Origin of the sequence: Nocardioides guangzhouensis, from assembly GCF_004519545.1 — a bacterium.
GTDB lineage: Bacteria > Actinomycetota > Actinomycetes > Propionibacteriales > Nocardioidaceae > Nocardioides > Nocardioides guangzhouensis.
In genome coordinates, this window is sequence record NZ_SDKM01000013.1 from 80,611 (window position 1) to 106,160 (window position 25,550).

Genomic DNA, 25,550 nt, shown 5'->3' on the forward strand with positions numbered 1-25,550 from the left:
AGGGGCGCCCCATCAGAAGCCCAGCCCGTTGGTGCGGTGCGGCGAGAGCCGGACGGTGGGCTTCTCGGTGGCGAACCAGTCGGCCTCGCGGATCTCCTTCATGGCCAGCCGGCGGGCCTCGGTGTCGAGCCGGTCGACGAACAGGATCCCGTCGAGGTGGTCGGTCTCGTGCTGGATCGCGCGGGCCAGCGTCTCGCTGCCCTCGATCCGCACCGGCTCGCCGTACATGTCGAACCCGGTGGCGACCACCGACAGCGCCCGCGTGCAGTCCCAGCTCAGGCCGGGGATGGACAGGCAGCCCTCGGGGCCGTCCTGGACCTCCTCCGACAGGGCCAGCACCGGGTTGATCAGGTGGCCGACCTCGCCGCCGACGTTCCAGGTGAAGACCCGCAGGCCGACCCCGATCTGCGGCGCCGCGAGGCCGGCGCCCGGCGCGTCGAGCATGGTGTCGGTGAGGTCGGCGACGAGCCGGCGGAGCTCCTTGTCGTACGTCGTGACCTCGGTCGCGCGGGTGCGCAGGACCGGGTCGCCGAACAGGCGGATGGGCTGGATGGCCACGAGGCTCCTCGGGTCGTGCGGCGTCGGGTGCGGCGGGTGTCGGGCACCAGCCTAGAGAGCGACCGGATCGACCTGCACCCGGACCGCGTCCAGCTTGCGAGCCGAGCGCAGCCGCTGCAGCTCGCCGAGGGCGTCGCTGAGCGCGGTGCCGTGGGCGCGCGGCACCCGGACCACCGCTCGGACCTCCCCGGTGCCCTCGACCGGGACCGGGCCGAGCAGCTCGGCACCCTCGGGTCTGCTGAGCAGGGTGAGCGCGTCGTCGACGGCGCCCGGCTCCCCGGTGATCGTGGCCAGCCGGCTGGCCGGCGGGAGGTGTGCCGAGCGGCGCTCGTCGATCTCGCGGCGCGCGAACCCGGCCGGGTCCCAGCGGACCAGCGCCTGCAGGGCCGGGTCGGCGGGGTCGCCGACCGCCACCACCCGACCGCCCAGCGCGACCAGCCCGGCGGCGCCGAGCCAGCGGCGCAGCGCCTCCTCGCGGGTGCGGAGGTCCAGCCGGGCCAGGGCCAGCCAGGTGTCGAGCAGCAGCACGGCGGCGTACCCGCCGTCGGCGACCGGCTCGGCGCCGGGCGTGGCCACCACGATCCCGGGCTCGGCACCGACCGTGGCCAGCACCCGCTCGCCGCCGGAACCCCTCACGACCGTGCCCGGGAAGGCGCGGCCGAGCTCCTCGACGGTGCGCACCTCGCCACGGACCGGTGCCCGCAGCCCCCGGTGGCCGCACTCCGGGCAGGCCCACGCCTCCTCGACGTGCCCGCACCATCGGCAGGCCGGCGGGGTGGTCGGTCCGGCGATCCGGAGCGGACCGGCACAGGCGGTGCACCGGGCCGGGGTGCGGCAGCGCTCGCAGGCCAGGCTCGGCGCGTAGCCGCTGCGTGGGGTCTGGACGAGGACCGGCCCGTGGGCGAGGGCACCGCGGATCGCGTCGTACGCCTGCTTGGGGAGGCGCTCGGCGCGGGCCAGCGGGTCGCGCTCGAGCTCGCGGTCGGAGGCCCCGGTGACCGCGACCGTGACCCGCTCCCGGACCGCCGTGCGGGGAGCGGCCAGCTCGTGGGCCCAGCCGGTGGCGAGGAGGTACTCCGCCTCGACGGTCCGGGCGAAGCCGCCGACCAGGACTGCGGTGCCCTGCCGCTCGGCGCGGGTGAGCAGGACCTCGCGGGTGTGGGGGTACGGCGCGCGGGGCTCGGCGTACAGGTCGTCGCCGTCGTCCCAGATCGCGACCAGGCCGAGGTCGTGGACCGGGGCAAAGGCGGCGGCCCGGGTGCCGACGACGACCCTGCGGGCGCCGCGGGAGAGCGCGAGGAAGTCGCGGTAGCGGGCGGCCGGGCCGCTGTCGGCCCGCAGGGCGGCGTGGTGACCGGGACCGAGCACCCGCTCCAGCGCGGCGTCCACCCGGTCGACGTCCTTGCCGTCGGGGACGCAGAGCACCGCCCCCCGGCCGCCGGCGTACGTCGCGGCGGCTGCCCGGGCCAGCAGGTCCGGCCAGTCGGCCCCGGGCAGGGCGCCCCAGACCGCCCGCGGGGAGCCGCCGGCCGCGAGCGCCTCGAGGTACGCCGGGCCGTGCGGGTGCCCGGCCCAGGCCCGGGCCGCGGCGGGCAGGTCGACGTCGGGAGCCGGCGCCGGTGCGGACGGCTGCTTCTCGGTGGTGGCGTGCCGCGGCGGGACCGCGAGCCGGAGCACGTCGGAGCGGGTCCCGGCACAGCGGCGCGCCACGTCGGCGGCCAGCCCCGCGATCTCGGGGCGGAGCACCGGTTCGGGGCTGACCACGCGTCGCACGGGCGCCAGCCGACCCTCGTGGTCGCTCTCGGCGGCGCGCGCGACGACGTACCCGTCGACGTCCTGGCCCGCGAACCGGACCTTCACCCGCGCACCCGGCACCGCGTCGTCGGCGAGGTCGGCCGGCACGAGGTAGTCGAAGGGCCGGTCGAGGTGGGCCAGCGGCACCTCGACGAGCACCCGCGCGACCGGGTCGACCGCGGCCGGCTCGACCGGCGCCTTCTTCGCCGGCCGCCGGCCGCGGCGAGCCGCGGCGCGGGCGAGCCCGGGCAGCGCGTCGTCCTGCTGCGCCCCCGGGTCGGACTCGTCGCGTGGCTGGCTCATGGCGCGGTCATCCTGTCAGGACCGACCCACACGGGCCGGCCGACCCCGCTTGGTCAGGGAAATCGATGCCCTGTCAGGGAAAGCATTCCCTGACAGGGCAGGGATTCCCCGGACGTCCGGGGAATCCCTGCACCCAACCTCAGAGGTTCTCGGCGGCCTTCTGCGCCTCGGCCTTCAGCGCCTCGGCCCGGTCGGTGCGCTCCCAGGTGAAGTCGGGGAGCTCCCGGCCGAAGTGGCCGTACGCCGCGGTCTGGGCGTAGATCGGGCGGAGCAGGTCGAGGTCGGCGATGATCGCGGCGGGACGCAGGTCGAAGACCTCGACCACCGCCTTCTGGATCGCCGCGACCGGGACGGTCTCGGTGCCGAAGGTCTGCACGAAGACGCCGACCGGCTGGGCCTTGCCGATCGCGTAGGCGACCTGCACCTCGGCCCGGCGGGCCAGCCCCGCGGCCACGATGTTCTTGGCCACCCAGCGCATGGCGTACGCCGCGGAGCGGTCGACCTTCGACGGGTCCTTGCCGGAGAACGCGCCGCCGCCGTGGCGGGCCATGCCGCCGTAGGTGTCGACGATGATCTTGCGGCCGGTCAGGCCGGCGTCGCCCATCGGGCCGCCGACCACGAACTTGCCGGTCGGGTTGACCAGCAGCCGGTAGCCGTCGGACGGGATGTCGAAGTCGGCCAGCACCGGGTCGATGACGTGCTTCTGGACGTCGGGCTGGAGCTGGGTCTCGAGGTCGATGCCGTCGGCGTGCTGGGTGGAGAGCACCACGGTGTCGACGCGGACGGCGCGCTCGTCGTCGTCGTACTCGATGGTGACCTGGGTCTTGCCGTCGGGACGGAGGTAGTCGAGGGTGCCGTTCTTGCGCACCTCGGTGAGCCGCTCGGAGAGCCGGTGCGCCAGCGTGATCGGCAGCGGCATCAGCTCGGGGGTGTCGTCGCAGGCGTAGCCGAACATCAGGCCCTGGTCGCCTGCGCCCTGCTTGTCGAGCGCGTCGACCGAGCCGGTGCGGGCCTCGTGACCGGTGTCCACGCCCTGGGCGATGTCGCCGGACTGGCCGCCGATGGCGAGCATGACGCCACAGGAGTGTCCGTCGAAGCCCTTCTCGGAGCTGTCGTAGCCGATCTCGACGATCCGGTGACGGACGATGTCCTTGATGTCGACGTACCCGCTCGTCGACACCTCACCGGCCACGACCACCAGTCCGGTGGTCAGCAGCGTCTCCACCGCGACCCGGCTCTGGGGGTCCTGGCGCAGCATCTCGTCCAGCACCGAGTCACTGATCTGGTCAGCAATCTTGTCGGGGTGACCCTCGGTCACCGACTCCGACGTGAAGAGGCGTCCAGCCACTGTCGTACCCACTCCCGTTCGCGTGTGTTGAGCAAAGTGAACGATAACCCGTGTATTTCCGGTCGGGACACCGGTCCGCCCCGTGGTTCGCGCACCCCGTGCCGGACCTGGTCCGGAGCGGCCGTCAGAGCCGGCCGCGGACCTGGTCCCAGATGGCGTGCGCGAGCGCGGTCTTGCTGCCCCGGGCCACCGGCACCGGTTCGCCGTCGGCGGCCAGGATGACCGCCTCGTTCTCGGGGCTGCCGAAGACCGCTCCCCCGCTGACGTCGTTGACCACGAGCAGGTCGCAGCCCTTGCGGGCCAGCTTGGCGCGGGCGTGCTCGAGGATGGTCCCGGACTCGTCGCCGGTCTCCGCGGCGAATCCCACCACCACCGACTCCGGCCGGCTGCGGTGGCTGGAGAGCTCGAGCAGGATGTCGGGGTTCTGGGTGAGCTCGAGGGTCGGCGCGGAGCCGTCGTCGGCCTTCTTGATCTTGGCCTCGCTCACCGCGGTCGGCCGGAAGTCGGCGGGGGCCGCGGCCATCACCACGGCGTCGGCGGCCGCGGCGGAGGAGAGCACGGCGTCGCGGAGCTCGGCGGTCGTGGAGACCCGCACCACCTTCACCCCGGCCGGGTCCGGGAGCGTGACGTTCGCGGCGACCAGGGTCACCTCGGCGCCGCGCGCGGCGGCGGCCCGGGCCAGCGCGTAGCCCTGGAGTCCCGAGGAGCGGTTGCCGAGGAAACGGACCGGGTCGAGGAACTCGCGGGTGCCGCCCGCGGAGACCACGACGTGCCGGCCGGCGAGGTCGGGGGTGGCCACTCCCCGGCCGAGGACGTCGACCGCGAGCTCGAAGAGCTCGGAGGGCTCGGGCAGCCGGCCCTTGCCGGTGTCCTTGCCGGTGAGCCGCCCCTCGGCGGGCTCGACGACGACCGCGCCCCGCTCCCGCAGGATGGCCACGTTGGCCTGGGTGGCCGGGTGCTCCCACATCTCGGTGTGCATGGCCGGCGCGAAGACCACCGGGCAGCGGGCCGTGAGCAGGGTGTTGGTGAGCAGGTCGTCGGCCAGGCCGTGCGCGGCCCTGGCCAGCAGGTCGGCGGTGGCCGGGGCGACCATGACCAGGTCGGCCTGCTGGCCGATCCGGACGTGCGGCACCTCGTGCACGTTGCTCCACACGTCGGTGGCGACCGGCTTGCCGGACAGCGCCGACCAGGTCGGGGCGCCCACGAACTCCAGCGCGGAGGCGGTCGGCACCACGGTCACGTCGTGGCCGGACTCGGTGAGCCGGCGCAACAGCTCGCAGGCCTTGTACGCCGCGATCCCGCCGCTGACCCCGAGGACGACACGAGGCCGCTCCGCGGGTGCGGGAGCGGCCTGGTCGGAGCCCTCGGGGGCGTGATCGGTCATGGGACCGGGGTCGTCACTCGGTGGTGCTGAAGTTCGGCTCGGCGGCGGCAGCCTTGGCGGCGGCCTCCTCGGCCGCGAGCTCGGCCGGGTCGACGTCCTCGCAGGTGAGCAGGTCGTCGTTGATCTCGCGCAGCGCGATCGAGAGCGGCTTCTCCTGGACATGGGTCTCGACGAGCGGGCCGACGTACTCCAGCAGGCCCTCGCCGAGCTGGGAGTAGTAGGCGTTGATCTGCCGAGCGCGCTTGGCGCTGTAGAGGACCAGCTTGTACTTGGAGTCGGTCTTGGTCAGCAGGTCGTCGATCGACGGGTGGGTGACACCCTCGCCGGTGGGGGCAGACACGTGCACAAGCCTCACAGAAGTCGGGGAATGATCAGGGCTCGAGATCGAGCCTGAGCAAGTTTACCAACTCGTCCGCGGCAGCGTGAACTTCGTGGTTGACGATGGTGACGTCGAACTCCGCCTCGGCGGCCAGCTCGGTCCGTGCGGTGGCCAGCCGGCGCTCCCGCTCCTCCTCGGACTCGGTGCCGCGGCCGGTGAGCCGGCGTACGAGCTCCTCCCACGACGGTGGCTTGAGGAAGACGAACAGCGCGTCGGGCATGGTGTCGCGGACCTGGCGGGCGCCCTGGAGGTCGATCTCGAGCAGCGCCGGGCGACCCTGGGCCAGCCGCTCCTCGACCGGCCGGCGCGGCGTGCCGTAGCGGTGCCGGCCGTGCACGACGGCCCACTCGAGGAGCTCGCCCTCGGCGGCCATCCGGTCGAACTCCTCGTCGGAGACGAACCAGTAGTGGACCCCGTCCTGCTCCCCCGGGCGCGGCGCGCGGGTGGTGGCGGAGACCGAGATCCACACGTCGGGGTGGTCCTCGCGGATCACCGCAGCGACGGTGCCCTTCCCGACCGCGGTGGGGCCGGCCAGCACGACCAGCCGGGACCGTGCCGGCGCGGGTGTGCCCGGAGCCGAGGCGTCGACCGAGGTGCGGTCAGTCACGCGACGAGAACTCGGCCTCGAGGGCCGCGACCTGCTTGGCGCCGAGGCCGCGCACGCGGCGGCTCTCGGCGATGCTGAGACGCTCCATGAGCTGGCGGGCCCGGACCTTGCCCAGGCCCGGCATCGACTGGAGCAGGTCGAGGACCTTCATCTTGCCGATGACCTCGTTGGTCTGACCCTCGTGCAGCACCTCGACGATCGAGGCCCCGGAGTTCTTGAGGCGGTTCTTGACCTCGGCCCGCTCCCGGCGGGATGCAGCCGCCTTCTCGAGCGCGGCCTGACGCTGTTCGGGCGTGAGCGGGGGCAGTGCCACGGGCAGGATCCTCGTCGTCGGCTGATGGTCGATGGTGCTGTCGGTCGGCGGAATGCTGGTCAATCTAGCCACACCGGTTCGCGGACGGCAACGCAGGGTGTGCGTGTCAGAGCAGCGGTTGCTTGCAGACGTCGAGCGCCTGCTGCTCGATGCCCTGGGTGGCCGCGACCACCTCCGGGCTGGCCAGTACCGAGGCCGCGCCGCGCACGGTCCGCCGGTCCTCCGCGGACAGGCCGGCCGGCAGTCCGCCGCCCTCCTGGAGGTCGCCGGGCTCGAGACCGGTGTCGTCCAGGGCGTCGCGGAGCCCGTCGAGCGCGTTGATCAGGGTCCGCCACTCGTCCTTGAGGTCGCTCGGCGCCTGGTCGGCGAGGTCCTGCAGGGTGGGGAGCACGTCGAGGAACGCGCCGGCGCCGCCCTCGTCGACGGTCTTGCGCACGTGCTCGGACTGCTGCTTCACAGCGTCGCAGTAGCCCGCGCGGCGGTCGTCCGCGGACTCCTCGCAGCCGGTGGCGGAGAGCAGGAACGACGCCGCGAGCGCCGCGGCGACCACGGCAGGGGTACGGCGTGAGGTCATCCGACGAGGGTACGGAAGGCGTCGTTGGTGCGGGCCGCGGCATCGCGGAGCGCGCCGAGGTCCGGGCCGGCGGACAGGATCTCGCGGGAGGAACTGGGCACCGCGTTGCGCACCTGGTCGCCGAAGATGCGGCCCACGGCCTCCGGGGTTCCGCCCTGGGCGCCGACCCCGGGGGCGAGCAGCGGCCCGTTGATCGCGAGGTCCTCGGCGGTCTCGCCGATGGTGGCGCCGACCACGGCGCCGTACGACCCGAGCGGCTCGGCGCCGGCGTTGAGCGCGGCCAGCTCGGCGAGCACGGTGCCGGCGACGGTCCGCTCCCCGGCCCGGGCGTGCTGGACCTGGCCGGCACCGGGGTTGGAGGTGAGCGCCAGCACGAACAGGCCGCGGTCGTGCCGGGCGGCGGCCTCGACGAACGGCTGCACGGAGGAGGAGCCGAGGTAGGGGCTGACGGTGATCGCGTCGGCCGCCAGCGGGCTGGCCGGGTCGAGGTAGGCGTCGGCGTACCCCTCGGCGGTGCTGCCGATGTCGCCACGCTTGACGTCGAGGATCGCCAGCGCGCCGGCCGCGCGGATCTCGGCCAGCACCCGCTCGAGCACCGCGATCCCGCGGCTGCCGTGACGTTCGAAGAACGCCGACTGGGGCTTGAGGCTGGACGACACCGGGCCGAGCGCCTCGACCGCGCCGAGCGCGAACCGCTCCAGCCCGGCCGGGGTGTCGTCGAGACCCCAGGCGCGGAGCAGCCCGGCGTGCGGGTCGATCCCGGGGCACAGCGGTCCGCGGTCGTCCATGGCGGCGCGCAGGCGGGCACCGAAGGTGCTCATGTCTCTCCTCGGAGGTCGGCCGCGGCACGTGCGGCGCAGGTGGGGTCGTGCAGCAGGGCGGCGCCGATCTGCACGGCGGTGGCGCCGGCGGCCAGGAAGGCGCGGACGTGGTCGGCGCCGGCGGCTCCCCCGGCCCCGACCAGCGGGAGGCCTGGCAGCGCGGCGTGCACCTCGGCGACGGTGCGCAGGGCGACCGGTCGAACGGCCGGGCCGGACAGCCCGCCGGGGCGGCCGTCGGGCAGCAGCGCGGGCAGGGCGTTGCCGAGGACCACGGCGTCGGCGCCGGCCTCGGCGACGGCGCGGGCGGTCTCGACGACCCGGAGCGGGTCGTGGCCGACCTTGGCCAGCAGGGCGGTGCCGCGCGGCAGGTCGCGGCGTACGGCGGCCACCGCGCGGGCCGCCTGGAAGGGCTCACGCGTGTCGAACAGTCCGAGCGCCGGCCCGTCCGGCGTGGCCAGGTCGAGCTCGAGCCCGTCCACGCCCGGGGAGTCGCCCAGCCGTCGAGCCAGGTCGGCGTACTCCCCCAGGCTGCTGGCGGCGACCGAGACGACCGTGCGCACGTCGGCGGCGGCCAGCCAGGGCAGCTCGGTCGCGAGGAACTGGTGCAGCCCCGGGTTGGCCAGGCCGGTGGCGTGCACGAAGCCGGCGTCGGTCTCGTGGACCCGTCGGCCGGGGTGTCCCTCGCGCGGGTCCAGCGTGATCGTCCGGGTGACGAAGCCACCGACCCCGGTCAGCCCGTCGAGGGCGGCGAGCTCGCGGCCGGTGCCGCCGCAGCCGGCGGCGACCAGGACCGGCGAGGCGAGGGCCAGCCCGGCGATCGCGACCTCGGGGGCGGTGGCGGTCATCTCGGCTCCGTCCGCAGGTCGGTCCAGCGCACCCGGTCGCCGCGGAACACGGGCCCCTCGACGCAGGCGCGGACGTGGCGCGGGCTGCCGGCCTCGCCGACGACCGGGATCGTGCAGCCGAAGCACAGGCCGGTGCCGCACGGCTGGTCGACCGCGACCCCGGTCTGGCTCCAGGCGCCCTGGGCCTCGGCGGCCGCGGCGACGGCGTGCAGGCCCTCGTGCGAGCCGGTCGCGTAGACGACGTCGGCACCGGACTTCGCGACCACCTCGGGCGCGACCTCGGCGACCGTGCCCTTCGCGCCGACCGATCCGTCGCCGGTGACCACGGTGACCGCCCGGGCGGTACGACGGGCGTCCAGGGTCCCCAGCAAGTGCGCCTCGTCGGGGGCGGCGAGCAGCATGGTGACCGTGCAGCCGCGTTCGCGGAGCCGCTCGGCGAGCGGGAACAGCGGGGCCGCGGCGTACCCCTCGCCGACCAGCAGGCAGGTGACCGGCTCCTTGGGCAGCGCGAACGGCCGTCCGAGCGGTCCGGTGACCTCGATCGGGTCGCCCTGGTCGAGCCCGGCCAGCCAGGTGCCGCCGGTGCCGGTCGGCTCGACGACCACCTCGAGGGTGGCGCCGTGGCTGCCGGTGGGCCGGACCCGGTGCACCCAGTAGCTGCGGCGGGCGAGGTGTGCGCGCGGCCGGGTGTGCCCGACCGAGACCGCGACGAAGGTGCCTGGCCGGTGCCGCTCGGCCATGCCGGGGGCGACCAGGGTGAGGTGGCGGTAGGCGCCGATCCGCTTCGACGACAGCACCTCGCCGCGCACGTGCAGCGGCGTGTGGGCGACGCGGGTCGGCTGCTGGGTCATGCGCCGACCCGCACTCCCGTGCCCAGTCCCCGGGCGATCCGGGAGGGCCACAGCGGGCCCTCGTAGACGAAGGCGGTGTAGCCCTGGACCAGCGTGGCGCCGGCCTCGATCCGGGCCCGGGCGTCCTCGACGGTGGTGATCCCGCCGACACCGACGAGCGTCAGGTCGTCGCCGACCCGGCCGGCGAGCAGCCGGAGCACCTCGAGGGCGCGCTCCCGGACCGGCGCGCCGGACAGGCCGCCTGCCCCGATCCGCTCGACCTCGGCGACCGGCGTGGCCAGCCCGGCGCGGCTGATCGTGGTGTTGGTGGCGATGATCCCGTCCAGGCCGACCGCCCGGGCGAGGTCGGCGACCGCGAGCACGTCCTCGTCGGAGAGGTCGGGTGCGATCTTGACCAGCAGCGGCACCCGGTGCTCGGTGACGGTCGCGTCCGCGCGCCGGCGTACGGCGGTCAGCAGCGGCTCGAGCTTCTCGACCGCCTGCAGGTCGCGCAGCCCCGGGGTGTTCGGCGAGCTGACGTTCACCACGAGGTAGTCGGCGTACGGAGCGAGCAGGCCGGCCGACTTCTCGTAGTCCCGGACCGCCTCCTCCTCGGGCACCACCTTGGTCTTGCCGATGTTGACGCCGAGCACCGGGCCGCTGCGGCCGCGCCGGGCCAGGGCCTCGGCGCGTGCCCCGAGCCGCCGGGCGACCAACTCGGCGCCGTCGTTGTTGAACCCCATCCTGTTGACCACGGCCCGGTCCGCGGGGAGCCGGAACAGCCGCGGCGTCGGGTTGCCGGGCTGCGCCTCGCCGGTGACCGTGCCGACCTCGACATGGCCGAACCCGAGCGCGGCCAGCGCGTCGATCCCGACCGCGTTCTTGTCGAAGCCGGCCGCCAGGCCGAGCCGGTTGGGGAACCGCAACCCCATCGCCTCGACCGGCTCGCCGTCCGCCCGCCGCCGCAGCACCGGCCGGGTGGCCGGGGCGGCGGCGCGGATCGCGCGGAACGCCCGGTGGTGCGCCCGCTCGGGATCGGTCCGGGTGAGCAGGCGGTCGAAGATCAAGCGGTACGTCACGTCCGCGCCCACTCCTGGAGGCTGCGCACGCCGATGTCGCCGCGCCGCATCGCCTCCATGCCCTGGACCGCCGCGCCGAGCCCCTGCACCGTGGTGATGCAGGGGATGTTGGCCATGATCGCCGCGGTCCGGATCTCGTAGCCGTCCACGCGCGCCGAGCCGCCGCTGGTGGACCCGTGCGGGGTGTTGATCACCAGGTCGATCTCGCCGTCGAGGATCAGCTGGACCGTGGTCTTCTCGCCGGCGGGCCCCTCGCCCTCGAAGTGCTTGCGCACGACGGTCGCCCGGACGCCGTTGCGGCGCAGCACCTCGGCGGTGCCCTGGGTGGCCAGGATCTCGAAGCCGTGGTCGGCGAGCACCTTGATCGGGAACACCATGTGCCGCTTGTCCCGGTTGGCCATGCTCACGAAGATCCGGCCCTCGGTGGGCAGCGGCCCGAACGCCCCGGCCTGGGCCTTGGCGAACGCGGTGCCGAAGTCGGCGTCGAAGCCCATGACCTCACCGGTCGACTTCATCTCCGGGCCGAGCACGGTGTCGACGTTGCGGCCGTCCGGGGTCTTGAACCGGTTGAACGGCATCACCGCCTCCTTGACCGCGATCGGCTGGTCGGCCGGCAGCAGCCCGCCGTCCCCCTCCGCCGGCAGGATCCCGGCGTCGCGCAGCTCCTTGATCGACGAGCCGAGCATCACCCGGGCGGCGGCCTTGGCGAGCGGCGTCGCGGTCGCCTTGGACACGAACGGCACCGTGCGGCTGGCCCGCGGGTTCGCCTCGAGGACGTAGAGCACGTCGGAGCCCAGGGCGTACTGGATGTTGAGCAGCCCGCGGACGCCGACCCCGCGTGCGATCGCCTCGGTGGCCGTGCGGATCCGGCCGATCTCGGCGGCCCCGAGCGTGATCGGCGGCAGCGCGCACGAGGAGTCGCCGGAGTGGATGCCGGCCTCCTCGATGTGCTCCATGACGCCGCCGAGGAAGAGCTCCTTGCCGTCGAACACGGCGTCCACGTCGATCTCGACCGCGTCGTCGATGAACCGGTCGACCAGCACCGGGTGCTCCGGGCCCCCTCCCGATGGGCTCAGGTCCGTGGCGCGCTCGAGGTACGTGAGGAGCGCGTCGTCGTCGTACACGATCTCCATGCCGCGGCCGCCGAGCACGTACGACGGCCGGACCAGCACCGGGTAGCCGATCTCGTCGGCGATCCGCTTGGCCTCGGTGAACGACGTCGCGGTCCCGTGCTTGGGTGCCGGCAGCCCGGCGTCGGCGAGGACCCGGCCGAACGCACCCCGCTCCTCGGCGAGGTGGATCGCCTCGGGCGTGGTGCCGACGATCGGGACCCCGGCGTCCTCGAGGCCCTGCGCGAGCCCGAGCGGGGTCTGACCGCCGAGCTGGCAGATCACACCGGCGATCGGGCCGGCCTGCCGCTCGGCGTGCACGATCTCGAGCACGTCCTCCAGCGTGAGCGGCTCGAAGTAGAGCCGGTCGGAGGTGTCGTAGTCGGTCGAGACGGTCTCGGGGTTGCAGTTGACCATGACGGTCTCGTAGCCGGCCTCGGACAGCGTCAGCGACGCGTGCACGCAGGAGTAGTCGAACTCGATGCCCTGGCCGATCCGGTTCGGGCCGGAGCCGAGGATGATCACCGCCTCCTTCTCGCGCGGCGCCACCTCGGTCTCCTCGTCGTAGGAGGAGTAGTGGTACGGCGTGCGGGCGGCGAACTCGGCGGCGCAGGTGTCGACGGTCTTGTAGACCGGCCGGATCCCCAGCGCGTGCCGGACACCGCGGACCACGGCTGCCGGCAGGTCGCGGATCTTGCCGATCTGCAGGTCGGAGAAGCCGTGCCGCTTGGCCCGGCGCAGCACCGCGGGCGTGAGCTCCGGCGCCATGGCGATCTCGGTCGCGACCTCGTTGATGAGCGCGAGCTGGTCGACGAACCACGGGTCGATCGCGGTCGACGCGTGGATCTCCTCGGGCGTCGCGCCGGCCCGGATCGCGTCCATGACCTTCTTCAGCCGGCCGTCGTGCGGGGTGCGGACCTCCTCGAGGATCGCGTCCTTGTCGAGGTCCACCCACTCGTGGCTCCAGTCGAACGGCGCGTTGCGGCTCTCCAGCGACCGCAGCGCCTTCTGCAGCGCCTCGGTGAAGTTGCGGCCGATCGCCATCGCCTCGCCGACCGACTTCATGTGCGTGGTGAGCGTGGGGTCGGCGCCGGGGAACTTCTCGAACGCGAACCGCGGCACCTTCACCACCACGTAGTCGAGGGTGGGCTCGAACGACGCGGGCGTCTCGCGCGTGATGTCGTTCGGGATCTCGTCGAGGGTGTAGCCGATCGCGACCTTGGCCGCGATCTTCGCGATCGGGAAGCCGGTCGCCTTCGAGGCCAGCGCGCTGGAGCGGGAGACCCGCGGGTTCATCTCGATGACGACCAGGCGGCCGTCGCGCGGGTTCACGGCGTACTGGATGTTGCAGCCGCCGGTGTCGACGCCGACCGACCGGATGATCCCGATCGCCATGTCGCGCATGTGCTGGTACTCGCGGTCGGTGAGCGTCATCGCCGGCGCCACCGTGATCGAGTCGCCGGTGTGCACGCCCATCGGGTCGAGGTTCTCGATGGAGCAGACGATCACCACGTTGTCGGCGGTGTCGCGCATGACCTCGAGCTCGTACTCCTTCCAGCCGAGGATCGACTCCTCGAGGAGCACCTCGGTGGTCGGGCTGGCGGCCAGGCCGGCGCCGGCGATCCGGCGCAGGTCGCTCTCGTCGTAGGCCATGCCGGATCCGGTGCCGCCCATCGTGAACGACGGCCGGACCACCATCGGATACCCGAGGTCCCCCGCCGCGGCCAGGCAGTCGTCCATCGAGTGGCAGATCGCGGACCGCGCGACCTCTCCGCCGAGGTCCTCGACGATCTTCTTGAACTGCTGGCGGTTCTCGCCGCGGTCGATCGCCTCGATGGAGGCGCCGATCAGCTCGACGCCGTACTTCTCGAGGACGCCGTTCGCGTCCAGCGCGACCGCGCAGTTGAGCGCGGTCTGTCCGCCCAGGGTCGCCAGCAGCGCGTCGGGGCGCTCCTTGGCGATCACCTTCTCGACGAACTCCGGCGTGATCGGCTCGACGTACGTCGCGTCGGCGAACTCCGGGTCGGTCATGATCGTCGCCGGGTTGGAGTTCACCAGCACCACCCGCAGGCCCTCGTCCCGGAGGACCCGGCAGGCCTGGGTGCCGGAGTAGTCGAACTCGCAGGCCTGGCCGATGATGATCGGCCCGCTGCCGATCACCAGGACCGACGAGATGTCATCACGCTTCGGCATGTCAGGAATCCTCCCCGTCCGTGGTGGTTTCGAGACGGGCTCGTTCCTCGCCCTCCTCAACCACCGGTGCACCGGTGGTTGAGGAGCGAGCGCCAGCGAGCGTCTCGAAACCACGACCTCGCGACGCGATCAGCTCGCAGAACCGGTCGAAGAGGTAGGCCGCATCGTGCGGGCCGGCCGCCGCCTCCGGGTGGTACTGCACGGAGAACGCCGTCAGCTCGCCGGTCGCGGAGCGCAGCTCGAGCCCCTCGACCACGTCGTCGTTGAGGCAGACGTGGCTGACCGTGACCGCGCCGTACGGCGTCTGCGTCTCCCGGTCGAGCGGTGCGTCGACCGCGAATCCGTGGTTGTGCGCGGTGACCTCGACGGTGCCGGTCGTGCGGTCCATCACCGGCTGGTTGATGCCGCGGTGGCCGTACTTCAGCTTGTAGGTGCCGAGGCCGAGCGCGCGCCCGAACAGCTGGTTGCCGAAGCAGATCCCGAAGTAGGGCAGCCCGCGCTCCAGCGCCCCCTTCAGCAGCTCCACCTGGCCGGTGGTCGCGGCCGGGTCGCCGGGGCCGTTGGAGAAGAACAGGCCATCAGGCTGCACGGCGAGCACCTCGTCGAGGGTGGCGGTCGCGGGCAGCACGTGCACCTCGATGCCGCGCTCGCTCATCATCCGCGGGGTGTTCGCCTTGATCCCGAGGTCGATCGCGGCGACCGTGAACCGCCGGGTGCCGACCGCCGGGACGACGTACGGCTCGGTCGTCGAGACCTCCCCGGCCAGCTCGGCGCCGGCCATCGGGGCGGAGTCGCGCACCCGGGCGAGCAGCGCCTCGGGGTCGGTCTCCGTCGAGGAGACCCCGACCCGCATCGCGCCGCGCTCACGCAGGTGCCGGGTGAGCGCCCGGGTGTCGATGCCGGAGATGCCGACCACGCCCTGGGCGCGGAGCTCGTCGTCGAGGCTGCGGACCGACCGCCAGCTCGACGGCACCCGGGCGGGGTCGCGGACGACGTACCCGCTGACCCAGATCCTCCGGGACTCCGGGTCCTCGTCGTTCATGCCGGTGTTGCCGACGTGCGGGGCGGTCATCACCACGACCTGGCGGTGGTACGACGGGTCGGTGAGGGTCTCCTGGTAGCCGGTCATGCCGGTGGAGAACACCGCCTCCCCGAAGGTCTCGCCCTCGGCGCCGTACGCCTCGCCGTGGAAGGTGCGCCCGTCCTCGAGCACCAGCAGCGCCCCGGTGGTTGAGGAGCGAGCGCCAGCAGCCCCGGTGGTTGAGGAGCGAGCGCCAGCGAGCGTCTCGAAACCACCCCCGGAGGCGCTCATGCCGGGGTCCCCGCGGGAACGGGAGCGAAGCGAGTGTTCTCGTGGGGTGTTGCCAGCTTCCCGTCGATGACGGTGGGCTTGCCGCGCAGGAACGTGGCGACCACCCGACCGGGCAGCTCCATGCCGGCGTACGGCGTGTTCCGCGAGAGCGAGGCCATCTCGCTCGCCACGACGGTGCGGCGCACGGACGGGTCGTAGAGCACGACGTTGGCCGGCTCGCCCTCGGCGAGCGGGCGGCCGTGCGAGGTGACCCGTCCGATCCGCGCCGGCGCGGCGGACATCCGCTCGGCGACGCCGGCCCAGTCGAGCAGGCCGGGGTCGACCATGGTCTCCTGCACGATCGAGAGCGCGGTCTCGAGGCCGAGCATCCCGAACGCGGCGGCCTGCCACTCGCAGTCCTTGTCCTCGTGCGGGTGCGGGGCGTGGTCCGTGGCGACGATGTCGATGGTGCCGTCGGCCAGTCCCGCCCGCAGCGCCTCGACGTCGGCGGCCGAGCGCAGCGGCGGGTTGACCTTGTAGATGGGGTCGTAGGTGGCGGCCAGCTCGTCGGTGAGGATCAGGTGGTGCGGGCACACCTCGGCGGTGACGTCCCAGCCCTTCTCCTTGGCCCAGCGGACGATCTCGACCGAGCCGGCGGTGGAGACGTGGCAGACGTGCAGCCGGGAGCCGACGTGTGCGGCGAGCAGGCAGTCACGGGCGATGATCGCCTCCTCGGCGACCGCCGGCCAGCCGCGCAGCCCGAGCCGGCCGGAGAGCTCGCCCTCGTTCATCTGGGCGTCCTCGGTGAGCCGCGGCTCCTGGGCGTGCTGGGCGACGACGCCGTCGAAGGCCTTGACGTACTCCAGCGCCCGCCGCATCACGATCGGGTCGGAGACGCACTTGCCGTCGTCGGAGAAGACCCGGACACGGGCGGCGGAGTCGGCCATCGCACCGAGCTCGGCGAGCCGCTCCCCGGCGAGTCCGACGGTGACCGCACCCACCGGGAACACGTCGCAGTGGCCGGCCTCGCGGCCCAGGCGCCAGACCTGCTCGACGACCCCGGCGGTGTCGGCGACCGGGTCGGTGTTGGCCATCGCGTGCACGGCGGTGAAGCCACCCAGCGCGGCGGCCCGGGTGCCGGTCTCGACGGTCTCGGCGTCCTCGCGGCCGGGCTCGCGCAGGTGGGTGTGCAGGTCGACCAGACCGGGCAGCGCGACCAGCCCGGTCGCGTCGACGACCTCGACGCCGGAGGCCTCGAGACCGACGCCGACGGAGACGATCACCCCGTCCCGGATCAGCAGGTCGGTGGGTTCGCCGCCGAGGACGGCGGCGTTCTTGATGAGGTACGAGGTGCTCACTCTTCTCCTCCACTGAGCTCATGAGCGGCTCCGCCTACGGCCGGCTCGGAGCCGCCCAGCAGCAGGTACAGGACGGCCATGCGGACGGCGACACCGTTGGTCACCTGCTCGACGATCACCGACCGGTCGGAGTCGGCGACGTCGGCGGTGATCTCCATGCCGCGGATCATCGGGCCGGGGTGCATGACGATGGTGTGGTCCTGGAGGCTCGCCATCCGGCGGCCGTCGAGGCCGTAGCGGCGGCTGTACTCGCGGACCGTCGGGAAGTACGACGCGTTCATCCGCTCGCGCTGGACGCGCAGCATCATCACGACGTCGCTCTTGGGCAGCACCGCGTCGAGGTCGTAGGACGTCGAGACGCCCCAGGTGTCCACGCCGTACGGCAGCAGCGTGGGCGGCGCGACCAGGGTGACCTCGGCACCGAGCGTCTGCAGCAGCAGCGCGTTGGAGCGGGCCACCCGGCTGTGCAGCACGTCGCCGACGATCGCGACCCGGCGACCGTCGAGGTCGCCCAGGTGCCGCCACATCGTGAACGCATCGAGCAGGGCCTGGGTCGGGTGCTCGTGGGTGCCGTCGCCGGCGTTGATCACCGACGACCTCGACCAGCCGGCGTTGGCCAGCAGGTGCGGGGCGCCGGAGGCCCAGTGCCGGACCACGACCGCGTCCGCGCCCATGGCCTCGAGCGTCAGCGCGGTGTCCTTCAGCGACTCGCCCTTGCTCAGCGAGGAGCCCTTGGCGGAGAAGTTGATGACGTCGGCCGAGAGCCGCTTGGCAGCGGCCTCGAACGAGATCCGGGTGCGCGTGGAGTCCTCGAAGAAGAGGTTCACGATGGTTCGGCCGCGCAGCGCCGGCAGCTTCTTGATCGGCCGGTCCGCGAGCGAGCGGAGCTCCTCGGCGGTGGTCAGGATCAGCTCGGCGTCGTCGCGGCTCAGGTCCGCCGCGCTCAGCAGGTGCTTCTTCATCGGATGCTCACTCCGTCCTCCCCGTCGTGCTCCTCCAGACGCACCGCGACCTTCTCGGCCAGCGAGGTGGGGAGGTTCTTGCCGACGAAGTCGGCGCGGATCGGCAGCTCGCGGTGGCCGCGGTCGACGAGGACGGCGAGCCGGACCGCCTGCGGGCGTCCGATGTCGTTGAGGGCGTCCAGCGCGGCCCGGATGGTGCGGCCGGAGTAGAGGACGTCGTCGACCAGCACCACGACCTTGCCGTCGATCCCGCCGGAGGGGATCTCCGTGGGCAGCAGGGTGCGGGCGGGCCGCATCCGCAGGTCGTCGCGGTACATCGTCACGTCGACGGAGCCGACCGGGACGTCGGCGCCCTCCACGCGCGAGATGTTGGCCGCGATCCGGCGGGCGAGGTGGACGCCCCGGGTCGGGATCCCCAGCAGCACGAGGTCCTGGGAGCCCTTGTTGCGCTCGAGGATCTCGTGCGAGATGCGGGTGAGGGCCCGGGAGATGTCACGGGAGTCGAGGACGACCCGGCCCGGAGGGGCCTCGGAGGGGTCGGGGGTGGCTGCGTCGGAAGCAGCCGGGTTCGGGGCAGGCATCAGCGTGCCGGACCTCCTTCTCCGCCTCACGGGACGGCTCGTTAAAGGATGTCGATCGGGACCGACCCTAACACCCGATCCGGCCCGGTCACGGATCGGCGCGGCGTGGCGGACTGGTCAACGGGCCTGCCAGTCGATCCCCAGGTTCCTGCGGGCGTCAGGCGCGATCCGACGCTGCCCCGCTCCGCTGGCACGGGCGACGTACAGGCCAATCCGAGGGTGGGAACTGAAGTAGTCGCGACCCGTGCTCCAGAGGGCCATGCGTCGGTTGTCCGGCGATCGCACGGGGTCGTACTCGAAGCAGCCCGTCGTCGCCAGGCGGGTCGGAGCGGACTCCGACCCGTTGGCCGCGATTGAGCGCGCGTGCACGTAGCACTCGTTGCGGTAGCTCTCCTCCGCGAAGGAGAAGAGGATCCGACGGCCGCTGGGGACCCAATCCGGCCGGGCCACCCAGTAGGAATCAGTGATCGCCGTTGGGTTGGCGCCGTCCGGCTCGACCGTCATGAGGAGGTTCCAGTGCGAGTGATAGAGGTCGACCTCGTCGGGGTCCTGCCCCGTGGGGACGCGCCCGACGAACGCGATCCGCCGCCCGTTCGGCGACCATGCCGGTGACCAGGCGGAGTCCAGCGTCGCACTGGCGGAGGTGATCTGCGTGCTCGTTCCGGCGACCAGGTCGAGCACGTGTATCTGCCGCTTGCCGGACTCGTCGCTCGTGTAGGCGATCCGGCGCCCGTCGGGCGACCACGAGGGCTGGCTCTCGTTCGCACCGCCGGTGATCACCGGTGTCGGGTCGGAGCCGTTGGCCCGCATCACCCAGACGTCCCGAGACAACACACCGCCGTAGGTGAAGGCGATCCGGCTGCCTGCACGGTTGTAGCGGGGGTCACTGACATGCCCGAGACGGGTGAGGCGCTGCCGACCGGTCCCGTCGGCATGGATGCGGAACAGGTCCCGGCCCTTGGGGCTCGACCCGACGAACACGATGTACCCGTTCGATCCGGACCAGGTGGCGTCGGCCGGCGCCACGACCGTCAGCGGTGCCGCCACCAGCGCGGCCACTACCGCGCCAGCGAGTGCGCGCAGGATCACCGCCGCCCTCCTTCGTCGGGATGGGTCGACAGTAGGGAGCGGTCCCTGACCCAGACAACGCAAGTCGGTAGAAGTACTGACTAGGCCCCGAGGTCGTCCAGCAGGCCCTTGAGCGCCGCCTCGACCGCCCGGTAGTAGGTCGGGTACGCGTAGTGCAGCTCGAGGAGCTCGGTCACCGGCACCTCCTGCTTGATGGCCAGGCCGAGCAGCCCGATCACCTCGCCGCCGGTCGGCCCGACCACGGTGGCACCGACCAGGATCTTCCGGTCGGCGTCGGCCACCACCTTGACCAGTCCGTCGGCCTTCGCGATCCAGCCCCGCGACCCGAGGTCACCGGTGGCGACGGCCACGTTCGGGAGCTCGTCGTGAGCCCGCGCCTCGGACATGCCGGCGGAGGCGACCTCGGGCTCGGTGAAGGTGACCCGGGACACCGACCGGTAGTCGGCCCACGGGCCGTCCTGGCCGAGCACGTCCCGGACCGCCACGGCCGCCTGGTACATCGACACGTGCGTGAAGGCGCCCTTGCCGGTGATGTCGCCGACCGCCCACAGCCTCTCCCCGGCGCGCATCCGCTCGTCGGTCGCGACCACTCCCCGCTCGACCGTCGCACCCACCACCCCGAGGCCGATGCCCTCGACGTGGGTCCGCCGGCCGGTGGCGACCAGCAGCTTGTCGGCGGTCACCTCGCCGTCGCCGACGGCCAGGGTGAACGCGCCGTCGGCGTAGGCCACCTGGGAGACCGCCGCCCCGGTCAGCACCTGGATGCCCTCCGCGGCGAACGCGGCCTCGAGCTTCTCCCCCGCCTCCGGCTCGTCGTTCGGCAGCAGCCGGTCGGCCGCCTCGACCACGGTCACCCGGACCCCGAAGCGGCTGAACACCTGCGCGAGCTCCGCGCCGATCGGACCGCCGCCGAGCACCGCCAGCGAGGCGGGCAGCTCGGTGAGCCGGACCGCGTCCCGGTTCGTCCAGTACGGCGTGTCCGCGAGGCCGTCGACCGGCGGCACCGCCGGCGAGGTGCCGGTGTTGAGCACCACCCCGCGCCGCGCGGCGTACGTCGTGCCGTCGACCTCGACCCGCCCGGGTCCGGTGAGCACCCCGTGGCCGCGGACGAAGGTGGCGCCGGCGTCCTCGAGCCGCTTGACCGCCGCGGTGTCGTCCCAGTCGTCGGTCGCCTCGTCGCGGATCCGTGCGGCGACCGGCCCCCAGTCGGGGTGCACCTCCGCGGTGCCGCCGAACTCGGGGACCCGCCGGGCGGCGTCGAGCTCGCGGGCCGCGGCGATCATCATCTTGGACGGCACGCACCCGAAGTACGGGCACTCTCCGCCGACCAGCCGCTCGTCGACCGCGACGACGTCCAGCCCGGCCCGGCCGAGCTTGATCGCCGCGTGCTCACCTCCCGGACCGAGCCCGAGCACCACCACGTCGACCTCGTGCGTCGTCATGGCCCCCACCCTGTCAGTCCGGTCAAGACCGGCCCCGGCGCTGCGCTACGTCGACAGGTGCCGGGCGCGGGCGAACTGGAAGAGGCCGTAGCAGGCGATGCCGGCCGCCAGCGCCATCAGGAGGTAGGGCCCGAACGGCTGCTGGAGCACCTTGTGCAGCGCCTTGTCGGTGCTGCCGGACTTGCCCGGGTCCTGGGTGAACGCCGCGTAGACGAACAGCACGCCGACCAGGCCGATCGCGATCCCCTTGGCGATGTAGCCGACCTTCCCGAACAGCAGGTAGGCCTTGCCCGCCTCGCCGCTCTTGCCCTCGGTTGCCAGCTTCTTCTGGTGCTTCTCGTTCCAGGCCATGTAGATCTGCGAGCCGCCGTACCCGATGACCGCCACCCCGATGAGGCCGACCCAGAAGGGTCCCCCGGGCAGCGCGAGGATCTTCGCCGTGACGCCCTTCGTGCCACTGCCACCGCCACCGCCACTGCCCAAGGCGATGCTGAGCGCGCTCCAGCCGATGGCGCCGTAGATGATGGCCTTGACGAGGTCCATGGCGCGATGCCGCCAGAGCTCGCCGCCCTCCTCGCCCCAGTGGCCGAAGAAGACGTCGAAGAGCCGCCACAGCACGAGCACGAACATCCCGACGGCGACGAGCACGATGAGGATGCTGCCTCCCGGCTGCTCCGCGAGCTGGGCCACGGCTCCCTTGCTGGTGACCTTCCCCTCGTAGTCCCCGAGCGCGAGCTGGAACGCCAGCCAGGCCAGTACCAGGTAGACCAGTCCGTAGACGACCAGTCCGAAACGCACCGCCTTGTCGAACCACTCGCTGTCGTCCGCCCGGCGGCCGATGTCGTGCACCTTGTCGGTGATGCCGTTCGTGGTCATCGCGTCCTCCCCTCTCCCGTGGAATCCACCGGACGTCGTACCCACTCCGGCGGATTCCAGCACCCCGGGAAATCCGCCCGGCACCCTAGGCTGCCGGTATGGCCCACGGAACCCACGACCACGCCGACGACCCCCGCAACGCCGAGGTGCTGGTGTGGGTCAACGGCGAGCTGCACCCCCGTGACCGCGCGGTGGTCTCGGTCTTCGACTCCGGCTTCGTGCTCGGTGACGGCGTCTGGGAGGGGCTGCGGGTCAGCGGCGGTCATCCGGCGTTCCTCGAGAAGCACCTCGACCGGCTCGAGGAGGGCGCCCGGGCGATCATGATGGACCTCGGCATGTCCCGGGACGCGCTGACCACGGCGATCTACGACACGCTGTCGGCCAACCGGATGTCCGACGGCGTGCACGTGCGGCTGATGGTCACGCGGGGCGTGAAGTCCACGCCGTACCAGGACCCCCGGGTCACCGTGGGTCCCGCGACAGTGGTGATCATCGCCGAGCACAAGGAGCCGATGCCGGCCACGGTCACCGAGGGCATCACGCTGTTCACGACGCACGTGCGCCGCGCCACCCCGGACACCCTGGACCCGAAGCTCAACGCGCACAGCAAGCTCAACGACATCACCGCATGCATCCAGGCCTACACGGCCGGCGCGGACGAGGCGCTGATGCTGGACCCGCACGGGTTCGTGGCGACCTGCAACAGCACCCACTTCTTCATCGTCACCCGTGACGGAGAGGTCTGGACCTCCGACGGGCGGTTCTGCCTCGGCGGGATCACCCGCGGCAACGTGCTGGAGGTGTGCCGGGCCAGCGACATCCCGGCCCGGGAGACGACGTTCAGTCTGACCGACGTCTACAGCGCCTCGGAGGCGTTCGTGACCGGGACCTTCGCCGGCGTGGTGCCGGTCCGGGCGGTGGACGGGCGCACCATCGGCACCGGTCACCGGGGGCCGGTGGTGGAGCGGCTCCAGGGCCTGTACGCCGAGCACGTGCGGGCGGACGTCGCGGGGCGGAGCCCTGCCTCGGGCATCACCGGAGGGAGCCGGTCATGACCGTCCGCGTGGCGATGTGGTCGGGTCCGCGCAACATCTCCACGGCGATGATGCGGGCCTGGGAGAACCGCCCGGACTGCACGGTGGTGGACGAGCCGTTCTACGCGGCGTACCTCGTCCGGACCGGTCTCGACCACCCCGGGCGCGACGCGGTGGTCGCCTCCCAGCCGACGGACGCGGAGGCGGTGGTGGCGGCGCTGCAGGCGCCCACGGGCTCCCCCGTGCACTACGCCAAGCACATGACCCACCACCTCGCGGACGACATGGACCTCGGCTGGGTGACCGGGTTCCGCAACGTGCTGCTGATCCGGGACCCGGCCGAGGTGGTCGCCTCCTACGTGCGATCCCGCGAGTCGTGCGAGCCCCAGGACATCGGGCTGCTCCAGCAGGAGCGGCTGATGGACGCCTTCCCCGAAGGCACCCCGGTCATCGACGCCGGCGACTTCCTGCACGACCCGGAGGCCCACCTGCGCTGGCTGTGCGGGTGGCTCGACATCGACTTCACCGACCGGATGCTGCACTGGCCGGCCGGGCCGCGCGACAGCGACGGCGTGTGGGCGCCGTACTGGTACGCCGCGGTGCAGCAGTCGACCGGCTTCCAGCCGTGGCGCCCCCGCGAGATCGACCTCTCTCCGCACGACACGGCGGTCGCCGAGACCTGCCGGCCGGCGTACGACGCGTTGCACGAGCGGCGGCTGCGACTATGACCGGAATCGGTGCGCCCGACGGCGCCCTCGTTCTACGGTTCTCCCCAGGGGGTGCGGGTTGCCAGACGGGAGACGGTGATGACGAGGGATCGCGCGTCCGAGGTCGGTGCCGTGCTGGCGGTGCTGGTGCTCGGGCTGCTCGTGGGCATCGACGCGCTGACGGGCGAGAAGGTGATCCTGACCCCGATGTACGGGCTGGCCCCGCTGATCGCCTGTGCGGTGGTGCCCCCGGCGGGGACCGCAGCGGTGGGGGTCCTGGCTGTCGCCGCGGCGGTCGCGTCGGGCTCGTGGAACGACACCTTCGGGGAAGCCCAGCACAACGTCCGCGTCCTCAACGTCCTGCTGGTCAGCGCCGCCGCGGTGACCATCGCCGCGGTCCGGGTGCACCGGGAGCACCGCCTCGAGCAGGTGGAGGCGATCGCCGAGGCCGCCCAGCGCGCGATCCTGCCGGTCCTGCCGCACCGGGCGGGCGAGGTGCTGATCGCCTCCCGCTACCGCTCCGCCGCGCACGGCGCCCTGGTCGGCGGGGACCTCTACGACTGCTACCACTCCGAGGCACACACCCGGCTGCTCATCGGCGACGTCCGGGGCAAGGGCATCGCCGGTGTCGAGCAGGCGGCCCGCGTGATCCGGGCGTTCCGCCAGTCGGCCGCGCTGCGCGAGACGCTGGTCGAGGTGGCGCACGAGATGGACGACTACCTCGCGGGCTTCTTCGGGGACGAGGAGTTCGTCACCGCCCTGCTGGTGGAGGTGAGCGGTCCCGGCGAGCTGACCCTGCTCGATGCCGGCCACCCGCCGCCGCAGCTGGTCCGGGCCGGAGGCGGCAGCACGCTGGTCGAGCTGCCGGCCGGGCCGCCGCTGGGTCTCGGCCTCGGACCGGCGGAGTACGCCTCGACCACCGTCCACTGGGGACCCGGCGACCGGATGCTGATGTACACCGACGGCCTGAGCGAGGCCCGGGACGCGGCCGGACGGTTCATGGCGCTGACCTCCCTGGTGCCGCACCTGCGGGACGCGGGCACGCTCGACGGCGCGCTGGACCAGCTCCTCGAGGACGTGGCCGGGCACGTCCCGCGCGGGCGGCTCGAGGACGACCTCGCGCTGGTGCTGCTCCAGAACGTCGGCAGCCGGCCGGCCACACCCCGGCCCGAGGTCATTGAGGTCAGGATCTGACCGCAACGCTTCCTACGCTGGGGACACCCCACCGAGAGGATGCAGTCATGGACTTCAGGATCGAGCTCGTGCCGCTGGCGGTCACCGACGTCGACCGCGCCAAGGCGTTCTACGGCGAGACGGTCGGCTGGAACGTCGACCACGACCAGACCATCTCCTCGGAGCTCCGCTTCGTCCAGGTCACCCCACCGGGCTCCGCCTGCTCGATCTGCTTCGGCACCGGGCTGCAGATGATGGCCGAGGGCTCGTCCCAGTTCGTCCAGGCCGTGGTCGCGGACGCCGATGCGGCGCTCGCCGACCTCCAGGGCCGCGGCGTCGAATGCCGGGGCGTGGACGAGCAGGCGTGGGGCCGGTTCGTCTACTTCGAGGACCCCGACGGCAACCGCTGGGCGCTCCAGGAGCTCCCCGACCACAGCCGGCAGTCCTGACCGACGCCGCGGGCGCGACCTCAGGCGGTCGGGCGGTTGCGCAGGATGGTGCCGAGCACGCCGTTGACGAACGCCGGCGACTCGTCGGTGGACAGCTCCCGGACCAGGCCGACCGCCTCCGAGACCGCGACCGCGTCGGGCACGTCGTCGACGTACAGCATCTCGAAGACGCCGAGCCGCAGGACGTTGCGGTCGACCGCCGGCATCCGCGCCAGCGTCCACCCCTCCGAGGCGCCCGCGAGCAGCTCGTCGATGCCGTCACGCTCGGCGACGACGCCGCGCACCAGGGTCACGGTGTAGTCGTTGGTCGGCGCCTCGCCCTCGGCGATGGCCCGGTCCAGCGCCTGCCCGGGGTCCTCGCCCCGCAGCTCGCTGGCGTAGAGCAGGTCGAGCGCACGCTTGCGTGCCTTGGTTCGTGCGGCCATCGTCGTGTGCTGTCTCCGGGGTCGGA

Annotated in this window: 25 protein-coding genes; 4 read left to right on the top strand and 21 right to left on the bottom strand. The window is 73.0% G+C overall.

Features of this window, described 5'->3' with window-relative positions:
* Positions 1-12 precede the first annotated feature (12 nt).
* The 20 genes from def to EKO23_RS10700 form a co-directional block, all read right to left on the bottom strand.
* Complete coding sequence (def, locus tag EKO23_RS10605; RefSeq protein ID WP_134716993.1) at positions 13-558, bottom strand: peptide deformylase; 546 nt, start codon at positions 556-558, stop codon at positions 13-15.
* Between the two features lie 51 nt (positions 559-609).
* Positions 610-2,655, bottom strand: coding sequence for a primosomal protein N' (locus EKO23_RS10610; protein ID WP_167880419.1), 2,046 nt, complete (start codon positions 2,653-2,655; stop codon positions 610-612).
* 139 nt (positions 2,656-2,794) lie between these two features.
* Positions 2,795-4,003, bottom strand: a complete 1,209-nt coding sequence (gene metK, locus EKO23_RS10615; RefSeq protein ID WP_134716995.1) for a methionine adenosyltransferase — start codon at positions 4,001-4,003, stop codon at positions 2,795-2,797.
* 124 nt (positions 4,004-4,127) lie between these two features.
* The gene (coaBC, locus tag EKO23_RS10620) at positions 4,128-5,387 is read right to left on the bottom strand and encodes a bifunctional phosphopantothenoylcysteine decarboxylase/phosphopantothenate--cysteine ligase CoaBC (RefSeq protein ID WP_134716997.1); all 1,260 of its coding nucleotides are present in this window, start codon (positions 5,385-5,387) and stop codon (positions 4,128-4,130) included.
* Positions 5,388-5,400: 13 nt separating this feature from the next.
* Positions 5,401-5,727, bottom strand: a complete 327-nt coding sequence (gene rpoZ / locus EKO23_RS10625; protein ID WP_134716998.1) for a DNA-directed RNA polymerase subunit omega — start codon at positions 5,725-5,727, stop codon at positions 5,401-5,403.
* Positions 5,728-5,758: 31 nt separating this feature from the next.
* Complete coding sequence (gmk, locus tag EKO23_RS10630) at positions 5,759-6,373, bottom strand: guanylate kinase (protein ID WP_134717000.1); 615 nt, start codon at positions 6,371-6,373, stop codon at positions 5,759-5,761.
* Positions 6,366-6,686 carry an integration host factor, actinobacterial type gene (gene mihF / locus EKO23_RS10635; protein ID WP_134717002.1) on the bottom strand — a complete coding sequence of 107 codons (321 nt, stop codon included), beginning with the start codon at positions 6,684-6,686 and terminating at the stop codon, positions 6,366-6,368. Before mihF ends, gmk begins: the two co-directional genes overlap by 8 nt.
* Before the next feature lie 106 nt (positions 6,687-6,792).
* On the bottom strand, positions 6,793-7,260 hold the full coding sequence (locus tag EKO23_RS10640; protein WP_134717004.1) for a hypothetical protein: 468 nt from the start codon (positions 7,258-7,260) through the stop codon (positions 6,793-6,795).
* Complete coding sequence (pyrF, locus tag EKO23_RS10645; protein WP_134717006.1) at positions 7,257-8,081, bottom strand: orotidine-5'-phosphate decarboxylase; 825 nt, start codon at positions 8,079-8,081, stop codon at positions 7,257-7,259. The genes EKO23_RS10640 and pyrF overlap by 4 nt, the downstream gene beginning before the upstream one ends.
* Complete coding sequence (locus EKO23_RS10650) at positions 8,078-8,926, bottom strand: nitronate monooxygenase (protein WP_134717008.1); 849 nt, start codon at positions 8,924-8,926, stop codon at positions 8,078-8,080. Before EKO23_RS10650 ends, pyrF begins: the two co-directional genes overlap by 4 nt.
* Positions 8,923-9,777, bottom strand: coding sequence for an iron-sulfur cluster-binding protein (locus EKO23_RS10655; protein WP_134717010.1), 855 nt, complete (start codon positions 9,775-9,777; stop codon positions 8,923-8,925). Before EKO23_RS10655 ends, EKO23_RS10650 begins: the two co-directional genes overlap by 4 nt.
* Positions 9,774-10,835: a quinone-dependent dihydroorotate dehydrogenase gene (locus EKO23_RS10660; RefSeq protein ID WP_134717012.1), complete on the bottom strand. Its 1,062-nt coding sequence runs from the start codon at positions 10,833-10,835 to the stop codon at positions 9,774-9,776. Before EKO23_RS10660 ends, EKO23_RS10655 begins: the two co-directional genes overlap by 4 nt.
* Entirely contained in the window at positions 10,832-14,137 is a 3,306-nt protein-coding gene (gene carB / locus EKO23_RS10665; RefSeq protein ID WP_134717014.1) for a carbamoyl-phosphate synthase large subunit, read from the bottom strand. The genes EKO23_RS10660 and carB overlap by 4 nt, the downstream gene beginning before the upstream one ends.
* A gap of 1 nt (position 14,138) precedes the next feature.
* Positions 14,139-15,449: a glutamine-hydrolyzing carbamoyl-phosphate synthase small subunit gene (gene carA, locus EKO23_RS10670; RefSeq protein ID WP_134717016.1), complete on the bottom strand. Its 1,311-nt coding sequence runs from the start codon at positions 15,447-15,449 to the stop codon at positions 14,139-14,141.
* Positions 15,446-16,786, bottom strand: coding sequence for a dihydroorotase (locus EKO23_RS10675; protein ID WP_134717018.1), 1,341 nt, complete (start codon positions 16,784-16,786; stop codon positions 15,446-15,448). Before EKO23_RS10675 ends, carA begins: the two co-directional genes overlap by 4 nt.
* Positions 16,783-17,748, bottom strand: coding sequence for an aspartate carbamoyltransferase catalytic subunit (locus tag EKO23_RS10680; RefSeq protein ID WP_134717020.1), 966 nt, complete (start codon positions 17,746-17,748; stop codon positions 16,783-16,785). Before EKO23_RS10680 ends, EKO23_RS10675 begins: the two co-directional genes overlap by 4 nt.
* On the bottom strand, positions 17,745-18,329 hold the full coding sequence (gene pyrR, locus EKO23_RS10685; protein WP_134717022.1) for a bifunctional pyr operon transcriptional regulator/uracil phosphoribosyltransferase PyrR: 585 nt from the start codon (positions 18,327-18,329) through the stop codon (positions 17,745-17,747). Before pyrR ends, EKO23_RS10680 begins: the two co-directional genes overlap by 4 nt.
* A gap of 117 nt (positions 18,330-18,446) precedes the next feature.
* Entirely contained in the window at positions 18,447-19,418 is a 972-nt protein-coding gene (locus EKO23_RS10690) for a TolB family protein (RefSeq protein ID WP_134717024.1), read from the bottom strand.
* Positions 19,419-19,498: 80 nt separating this feature from the next.
* The gene (locus EKO23_RS10695; protein ID WP_134717026.1) at positions 19,499-20,860 is read right to left on the bottom strand and encodes a dihydrolipoyl dehydrogenase family protein; all 1,362 of its coding nucleotides are present in this window, start codon (positions 20,858-20,860) and stop codon (positions 19,499-19,501) included.
* A gap of 45 nt (positions 20,861-20,905) precedes the next feature.
* Complete coding sequence (locus EKO23_RS10700) at positions 20,906-21,736, bottom strand: DUF1206 domain-containing protein (RefSeq protein WP_134717028.1); 831 nt, start codon at positions 21,734-21,736, stop codon at positions 20,906-20,908.
* A gap of 98 nt (positions 21,737-21,834) precedes the next feature.
* Here EKO23_RS10700 and EKO23_RS10705 point away from each other — a divergent pair, with 98 nt between their 5' ends.
* From EKO23_RS10705 to EKO23_RS10720, 4 genes are all read left to right on the top strand, one after another.
* Positions 21,835-22,791, top strand: a complete 957-nt coding sequence (locus EKO23_RS10705) for an aminotransferase class IV (RefSeq protein WP_134717030.1) — start codon at positions 21,835-21,837, stop codon at positions 22,789-22,791.
* On the top strand, positions 22,788-23,498 hold the full coding sequence (locus EKO23_RS10710) for a sulfotransferase-like domain-containing protein (protein WP_134717032.1): 711 nt from the start codon (positions 22,788-22,790) through the stop codon (positions 23,496-23,498). The genes EKO23_RS10705 and EKO23_RS10710 overlap by 4 nt, the downstream gene beginning before the upstream one ends.
* A gap of 78 nt (positions 23,499-23,576) precedes the next feature.
* Entirely contained in the window at positions 23,577-24,671 is a 1,095-nt protein-coding gene (locus EKO23_RS10715; protein WP_134717034.1) for a PP2C family protein-serine/threonine phosphatase, read from the top strand.
* A 47-nt stretch (positions 24,672-24,718) separates the two neighbouring features.
* Positions 24,719-25,099, top strand: coding sequence for a VOC family protein (locus EKO23_RS10720; RefSeq protein ID WP_134717036.1), 381 nt, complete (start codon positions 24,719-24,721; stop codon positions 25,097-25,099).
* A 20-nt stretch (positions 25,100-25,119) separates the two neighbouring features.
* Here the strand turns inward: EKO23_RS10720 and nusB are convergent, their stop codons facing one another.
* Complete coding sequence (nusB, locus tag EKO23_RS10725) at positions 25,120-25,524, bottom strand: transcription antitermination factor NusB (RefSeq protein ID WP_134717038.1); 405 nt, start codon at positions 25,522-25,524, stop codon at positions 25,120-25,122.
* Between the last annotated feature and the right edge of the window lie 26 nt (positions 25,525-25,550).